Here is an 8,085-nt window from a genome sequence, read left to right as displayed (position 1 = left end):
CCTTGTGTCATATTTGTTTCACCTCGTTGATGATAGGTTTGTTTTGTCAAAATCATTCTATCCGCTTGATTCATCAAGCGCAACGAGGTTTTTTGTTTTTTTTGATGGTGGATTGGGGTAAAGAGTAATAAACAACCCCCAATAATAAAAACAAAAGGGCTTGCAATGAACATTTTTCAGAATAAAATCCTTTAACCATAAAGAGAATACATTATGCCAATATTTAACCCTCGCTCAACAACATTGATCCAAAATTGGAATCAAACCATAGAAAATCAAATCAAAATCAAGCAGCTTACCACAGCCCATGCCGAAGAAAATCAATTTATAAATTTTGCCGATCGGTTGTCGGGCATGGCATCCAGCCTGGTCATCAAAGCCGAAAAAAGCAAAAAAACCCTGCCGTGTTTCCTGCTAAAAGAGAATATCACCTATTCAGCGCTTCCCCTTGAAAAAGAACTTGAACCCTTTCTTGAAGCCCTGTCACAAATAAATGGCAACAGCCCTGTGCTTTCCGAACCCATCCGGCAAATCCTTGATACAATAGACATCCCGGTCCGGTTAAAACTCTATATTGCCCTGCAGTGCCCCCATTGCCCCAATGTGGTCAGAACAGTGATGCCATTGGCTCTCTATTGTAAAAACATTCACCTCCATATCATTGACGGCAGTCTGTTTCCCGAAACCGCACAAAAAGATGGTGTCATGTCAGCACCCTGCCTAATCCTTGATGATGATTTCAGATGGACCGGAAGTGTTCCCGCCCGGGAAATTGTAAAAATGATCACCAGCCGTGATCCGTCACAATTGAGTGCCAAAACATTAAAGACAATCCTTGAACAGGGGGATGCTTCCTGGATAGCCCGGCAGATGAGTGAAAAGGGAAAAATCTTTGACGGCTTTATTAAGCTTTTGCTCCATAAAACATGGTCAGTGCGACTGGGAGCCATGGTTGTTATAGAAGAACTTTCCGAAACCGACTCGGAACTTGCGGCCTCGCTTTGCCCCGTCCTGATAGACCTGTTCGATAAAAAAGATATCCCCATACAGGGAGACATCCTCTACGCCCTGGGAGAAACAGGCACCACGGAAACAAAAAAATGGATACGAACGACACTTCCTGAACTTGATCATCCGGACCTCATTGATGCGGCAACTGAAGCTCTGGATACTTTAGACTCAAAAAATGATTACAAATCTGCGGAAAAAGAAATTTGATATGGTAGTGTCAATAATCTTTCGCACTTTTGTTTTCAGGTCTCAACTTAGCTTCATTGTTTAGGCCGCATATTCCTTGTTTATTTTAAATGTTTTTCCATACTTTCCTTGACAAAAAATAAGTTCCTATCTACTCTAATTTTTTTATTGGTGGACACCACAGGACTTGCATGACCAGGAAAAAAATATGTCTCCCACAAACCATGAACTGCAACTCGCCAAAGACTTTGTCCAGAACACGGGCCGTAATATTTTTCTGACAGGCAAGGCAGGTACCGGCAAAACAACCTTTCTGCATAATCTGCATAAAAACATGGCAAAACGGATGATTATCACTGCCCCAACCGGTGTTGCAGCTATCAATGCCGGAGGGGTCACGCTTCATTCTTTTTTTCAGCTGCCCTTTGGCCCATTTGTGCCGGGCAGTGAGGCATATGAACACAATAAGCAGCGCCAGTTCAGGTTCAGCAAAGAAAAAAAGCAGATTATACAAAGTCTTGATCTGCTTGTGATTGATGAAATAAGTATGGTCCGGGCCGATCTGCTAGATGCTGTGGATGCTGCGCTGCGCCGTCACCGCTTTAATAATCAGCCCTTTGGTGGAGTTCAGCTGCTGATGATAGGGGATCTGCATCAACTTTCTCCAGTGGCAAAGCGCGATGACTGGCAGCTTATACAGCAATATTATGAATCGGTTTATTTTTTCAGTAGTAATGCTCTTGATCACACTGAATTGGTTACCATTGAATTGAAACATATTTATCGCCAGTCAGACGAAGGTTTCATAAAGCTGCTTAACCGGGTGCGCGACAACCGGCTTGATGAATCCAGCATGGCAGACTTTAACCGGCGTTACATTCCGGGTTTCACACCCGGCAAAGATCAGGGTTATATTACCCTGACCACCCACAACCGCAATGCGGATTCCATGAATCAGACCAGGCTTCAGGCTTTAAGCGGAAAAGAACACCATTTTAAGGCACAAATTTCCGGAGATTTCCCGGAACATATCTACCCGACCCCGGCCTTTCTCCAGCTTAAAGAAGGGGCACAGGTGATGTTTGTGCGCAATGACCCTTCTGCCCAAAAACTCTATTACAATGGTAAAATCGGAAGAGTAATCAAAATTTCAGATAACCATATCAGTGTTATCTGCCCTGGAGATCCCAAGAAAATCGTGGTGGAACCGATCATCTGGGAAAATATCAAATATACCTTGAACGATGAAAATAAGGAAATCCAAGAAGACATCATCGGTAAATTTGAGCAATACCCTTTGAAACTTGCCTGGGCCATCACCATCCATAAGAGCCAGGGACTGACATTTGACAAGGCCATTATTGATGCCAAAGCAGCCTTTGCCCATGGCCAGGTCTACGTGGCCTTAAGCCGCTGCAAAACCTTAGAGGGCATGGTGCTTACCTCTCCCATCTCATCCAAGGGAATAGAAACGGACAAAGCTATAACACGTTTTAATGAAACCGCCAGTCAAAACCCGCCGTCCCAAAACCAGCTTCAATCAGCGAAAATCAGCTATCAGCAGCAGCTGTTGCTTGATTGTTTTGATTTTCAACCATTGCGCAACCGCCTCAACTATCTTACCCGGCTTTTAACGGGTAACAAAAGAGTAGTACAGGTTTCAGGCCTTGCCGATATCCGGCAACTGGAGAAAATAGCCATAAAAGATATCTTTGTTGTTAGTGAAAATTTTAAGCGTCAATTAAGCACAATCTTTGGGGATGCCAACCTGCCTGAATCTGATGCAGTTATTTTGGAACGAATCAGCAAAGCCTCCGCATGGTTTAAGGAAAAGTTTGCCGTGATTTTTGGGGAGCCCGTGCAAAAATTGCTCGTTGAAACAGACAATACTGAACTGCGCAAAAAAATTGGCAATGCCCTGAGTAATCTCAAAAAAGAAATTGCCGTCAAGGTGTCTGGTGTACAAAGCTGTGAAAAAGAATTTTCACCTTCAGGTTACCTGCACGCTGTTTCAAATGCCCAGATTGACTTTACCCCTGAAAAAAGAAAAAAGACTCGGCTCCCGGCCTACACCGAGTCAGACATTGATCACCCAGAGTTATTCCAGACCTTGAAGGACTGGCGTTCCAGCAAAGCCAGAAAGGAAGAGATCGCCCATTTTCGAGTTTTACACCAACGGGTATTGATACAGATTGTTGTATGCCTGCCGGAAAATATTGCTATTTTAAAAACAATAAGCGGCGTTGGCCAAAAAACCATTGAAAAATACGGTGCAGAACTTATTGAACTGGTTTTGGCCTATCGCAAAAAATACGGGATAGATAAGGTCGTACTGCCGGAGCCTGAAAAATTTTCAAAAAAAAGTGCCCCGGCAAAAAAAGAGAGCCCGCCTTCCACCACAAAACAGACAAGCTTTGATATGTTCAATAACGGATTAACCATTGCCGGAATTGCAGAAGAAAGAGGCCTGGTAAAATTTACTATTGAAACCCATCTGACCTTTTTTGTGGAAAAAGGCACATTAGATATCAACAGGCTGTTGTCACTTGAAAAACAACAGGCCATTGAAAAGGAACTTGCGGTTGATCACAATAATTCTCTCAGTGAAGTAAAAAATGTCCTAGGAGATGATTATTCATATGGTGAGATCAGAATGATGCTGGCCCTTCAAAAATATCTGGCCACAAAATCCTGAAGTCCAATTTCATTGACAATTCTATAAATTGATAGCATATTTTGTTTATACATATTCAGTTTAAAAACACTTGAATTACCATACCAATAAAGGGAGAGTCACAAATGAAAGTTGTCAATTATAAAGATGTACTGCCGGTTGTCATGGACAATGAGATGGTTAAAAACGTGGCTGGCAGAGTAATGATCGGTAAAGAAGACGGGGCAGAAAATTTTTGCATGAGACTATTTGAAATGGGCAGGGACGGTCACACCCCAAAGCACACCCATGACTGGGAGCATGAAGTATTTGTCCACGCAGGCAATGGGGAGGTATTGATTGAGGATAAATGGTACCCGGTTTCAGAGGGCTCGGCCATATTTATTCCGGCAAATATTGAGCACCAGTTCAAAAACACATCTGCCGAGACGTTTACCTTTGTCTGCCTGATTCCGTCAGGAGCGCCTGAATTATAATGAACTTAAGATCCTGTGTGGGAAAAGATGCCCGGTTTATTGTGGGGGTTCACAAGCCCTGCTTTGAAGTTAAAAATTTAAGAAACCATGACTATTTTGCATCTCTTGGGCAGCTTGAAGACGGCACTATGATTGACAACACTGTCAATTTTCCCGGAAGCGATCCTTATGAACCCTGTGCAGACATCATCTATGAAATCGCCAATCCGTTCCCGTTCAGGGGAGCAACCTACATTAATTCTGCATGGGCCGATATAAAGGCTGCCTCTCCTGAAAAAATCCGTATTTCAGCACCTGAATCCTGTTCTCTGCTTCAAAACTTTGAACGATCCAAAGGAAGCAAACGCTTAAAGACTGAAGACAAAACAGCTCTTCTGGACACCCTGCCGCATCCCTTGCTCATTGCACTTGCCCAGGCCTCTACAGATCCTGAAGAGCTGATGCTTCTGGCCAAAAAATCCTGTCATATTCTGTTTGATCCCAAAGACCAGACTCCCGTGGGAATCGGATATAAAAAGAACCGGCTTAACAAGGTTGTCCCGGACATCTATGACCATGAACTCTTTGAAGTACTTGTGAACAACCAGTCCCTTCCGAATGACTACAAAAACACACTGGTATTGAAACCCGGCGTTCAGGGGAACAATGAAATCACCGGGGAATATCTTTCTGAAGATGGGAACACCCATGTATTTGAATATTTAAGACGAAATTCTTATATCCCCTGGGGGCATTTTGCATCCAATATGGCAAACGATGCCATCCGGTACAGCACTCAGGATCTTTGTCTTGAAGATATGAAAGGTATCCGTCATTTATACTACCAGCGTATATTTGTAAGACTTGCATCAGGGCTTGGTATTTTCTTGCCTGACAAAAAAGAATGCCTTACTCAAAGCGGACTTGAAGATCTCAGGAATAAAATACAGACAAAACTTAAACAAAACCCCGGCCCTTCCCTGGAATTTGATAATACCCTGTGGGGGTGGAACTTTGGATATGGATATGCACAGTCCGGCCACAGGCTTCATGCTTCCCATCAAATGATCCACCAGCAAAACGCCATGACCCCGAAGCATGTTCAAACCTCTTTGGGCCGGAAGATACCTTCCTTTTCCTGTGGTGACCTGATCAGTGATTTTACCAGGCAATACAGGAAAGCTACAGGAAAAAATTTTTTCGGCAACTATTTGACTGCCATCAAAAATAATACAAGAACAGATGGGGCAAAGATTGGAGAATCCTCCCTTATCCTGATGGAAGATGGCCACACGATATTATTTGTACCCAAGGCGCAGATCTGTGAGTGGGAACTGCAGCTTATGCCCAAAACCGCTTGCGGTAACATTATTGAAGCAGATATAAACATGCGGCAATCTCTGGACCGGGCTATTCTGACCGCTGTAAAAACCCTTGAATCCCTTGGCGCACAAATGGTGACCTCTATTGAGTTTTCAAAGCGGTTTGATTCCAAAAATTGTGATCAACACCTGCTATATTCATTCATTCCAAGGCTTCCCTATGCACCAGACACTTTTTCCGAAGCCCAGTTAAGATGGATCAGCGGATGTTATCCCGAGGATTTTGCCCATGCCTGCCGAATGGCAATAAAAACCCTTATAAATTAAGGAATACAAAATGATTCTGCATGATTTTATTTATGAATGGGATGGGAAAAGCACTTCAGGGGAAAAACCCATTTCCTGGTGGCCGGGATCATACCACGTGAGAATTGTTAAACTGAAAATAGAGGATACCGGGATCACTTACCTCATTCCCTTCGCCGTCATCCTTAAAAATGCAAGTATCCCGGCGACTATGAATATATCCCTAAGAAACTATATCCACAATTTTGCCCAGAAAATATCAAAAGAATATGATCTGAATATTGATAAAACTCTATGGATTGAACTGGACGGCAAGATCAGGGTGGCTGTGCTGAACCCTGACCGGCAACTGGCCTCTGGAACTCTTTATTCCATATCCTGGCGGCCCATCAGGCCCAACGAACTAAAAATGATCAAACCCTATATTGCTGATATGTAAAAAGGCCGGTTGAAAAATTGAACCGGCCTTTTGGTTTTATTCTGCTAAAAAATCAAAGGAAACTAAACCACACCTTGATCCATCATTGCATCCGCCACTTTAATAAATCCGGCAATATTGGCACCATTGACATAGTTGCCAGGGGTTCCATATTCTTGTGAAGCAGAAAGACATGCCTCATGAATGCTTTTCATGATGGCCATGAGTTTGGTTTCCACTTCTTCACGGGGCCATTTAATTTTCATTGCATTCTGGGACATTTCAAGCCCGGATACTGCAACACCGCCGGCATTGGCGGCCTTGCCCGGTGCGTAGAGAATTTTATTGTCAAGAAAGATATCAACACCTTCCGGCGTGGTCGGCATGTTCGCTCCCTCGCTGACCACATACACGCCGTTATTTATCAGATTCTGGGCATCTTTGGCATTGATTTCATTCTGGGTGGCACTTGGGAAAGCACAGTCTGCTTTATGATTCCAGAGCGGATTGTGACCAGATCCAGCATTACGGGCTGTATACACGGATTCCGGATATTTTTGTGCATATTCTTTAATTCTGCCGCGTTTTACATTTTTCAGGTACATAACATACTGGAGTTTGGCTTCATCTATCCCTTTTTCATCATAAATGTATCCGGAAGTATCAGAAAGTACGACAACCTTTGCTCCCATCTGGTTTAATTTTTCAACAGTATACTGGGCCACATTACCGGAACCGGATACCAGGCAGACTTTTCCCGTAATGCTTTCTTTCCGGGTTGCCAGCATTTCCTTGGCAAAAAAGACTGCACCATATCCGGTTGCTTCCGGCCTTATCAGACTTCCGCCCCAGTTAAGACTTTTTCCGGTCAGAACACTTGTAAATTCATTCTTCAATTTTTTACACATACCGAAAAGATACCCGATTTCTCTTGCTCCGACACCGATATCTCCTGCAGGAATGTCCGTATCAGGACCTATATGACGGAAAAGTTCGGACATAAAGCTCTGGCAGAATCTCATAACTTCATTATCTGATTTGCCCTTGGGATCAAAGTCTGAGCCACCTTTTCCACCACCAATGGGGAGTGTGGTCAATGCATTTTTAAATGTCTGTTCAAAGGCAAGAAATTTCATGATGGAAAGATTGACGGAAGGATGGAACCGCAAGCCTCCCTTATAAGGTCCAATGGCAGAGTTCATCTGGATTCTAAATCCCCTGTTAACCCGAACTATGCCCCGATCATCCACCCAGGGAATCCTGAACTGAATCATGCGTTCCGGCTCAATCATCCTTTCCACAATCCCGGCATGCCGGTATTCAGGATTTTTATCCAGAACCGGTTTTACCGATTTAGCAACTTCTGTTACCGCCTGATGAAATTCTTTCTCAAACGGATCTCTCGTATTAACAATATCTATTATTATATCCATTTTCTTTCTCCTGTTTAAAATCAATTTTAGCGTATTTCACAATTTTGTAGGCTATACTCTACTATATCTATCGTCAACCAGAATCTATTTTTTTAAAAAAAAACATTGTTTATTAATAGCCAATTCCGCTTAACTTTCTATTTTTATTCATATTTTCCCCCACCCCAATCCACCATCAAAAAAAACAAAAAACCTCGTTGCGCTTGATGAATCAAGCGGATAGAATGATTTTGACAAAACAAACCTATCATCAACGAGGTGAAACAAATATGACACAAGG

Annotated in this window: 6 protein-coding genes; 5 read left to right on the top strand and 1 reads right to left on the bottom strand. The window is 43.0% G+C overall.

Going from position 1 to position 8,085, the window contains the following annotated elements:
- The first annotated feature begins 213 nt into the window (after nucleotides 1-213).
- From HGJ91_RS13065 to HGJ91_RS13045, 5 genes are all read left to right on the top strand, one after another.
- Nucleotides 214-1,218 carry a thioredoxin family protein gene (locus HGJ91_RS13065; RefSeq protein WP_291348256.1) on the top strand — a complete coding sequence of 335 codons (1,005 nt, stop codon included), beginning with the start codon at nucleotides 214-216 and terminating at the stop codon, nucleotides 1,216-1,218.
- 187 nt (nucleotides 1,219-1,405) lie between these two features.
- A complete protein-coding gene (locus HGJ91_RS13060) occupies nucleotides 1,406-3,892 on the top strand; it encodes a helix-turn-helix domain-containing protein (protein WP_291348255.1) in 2,487 nt (828 codons plus the stop codon).
- Nucleotides 3,893-3,996: 104 nt separating this feature from the next.
- A complete protein-coding gene (locus tag HGJ91_RS13055; protein WP_291348254.1) occupies nucleotides 3,997-4,347 on the top strand; it encodes a cupin domain-containing protein in 351 nt (116 codons plus the stop codon).
- A complete protein-coding gene (locus tag HGJ91_RS13050) occupies nucleotides 4,347-5,975 on the top strand; it encodes a hypothetical protein (protein WP_291348253.1) in 1,629 nt (542 codons plus the stop codon). Before HGJ91_RS13055 ends, HGJ91_RS13050 begins: the two co-directional genes overlap by 1 nt.
- A gap of 10 nt (nucleotides 5,976-5,985) precedes the next feature.
- Nucleotides 5,986-6,393, top strand: a complete 408-nt coding sequence (locus HGJ91_RS13045; RefSeq protein WP_291348252.1) for a hypothetical protein — start codon at nucleotides 5,986-5,988, stop codon at nucleotides 6,391-6,393.
- A gap of 62 nt (nucleotides 6,394-6,455) precedes the next feature.
- Here HGJ91_RS13045 and gdhA read toward each other — a convergent pair whose 3' ends face one another.
- Entirely contained in the window at nucleotides 6,456-7,805 is a 1,350-nt protein-coding gene (gene gdhA, locus HGJ91_RS13040; RefSeq protein WP_291348251.1) for an NADP-specific glutamate dehydrogenase, read from the bottom strand.
- Between the last annotated feature and the right edge of the window lie 280 nt (nucleotides 7,806-8,085).

Source organism: Desulfobacula sp., assembly GCF_014237455.1.
Classification (GTDB): domain Bacteria; phylum Desulfobacterota; class Desulfobacteria; order Desulfobacterales; family Desulfobacteraceae; genus Desulfobacula.
This window is presented reverse-complemented; position numbering and strand designations above follow the sequence as displayed.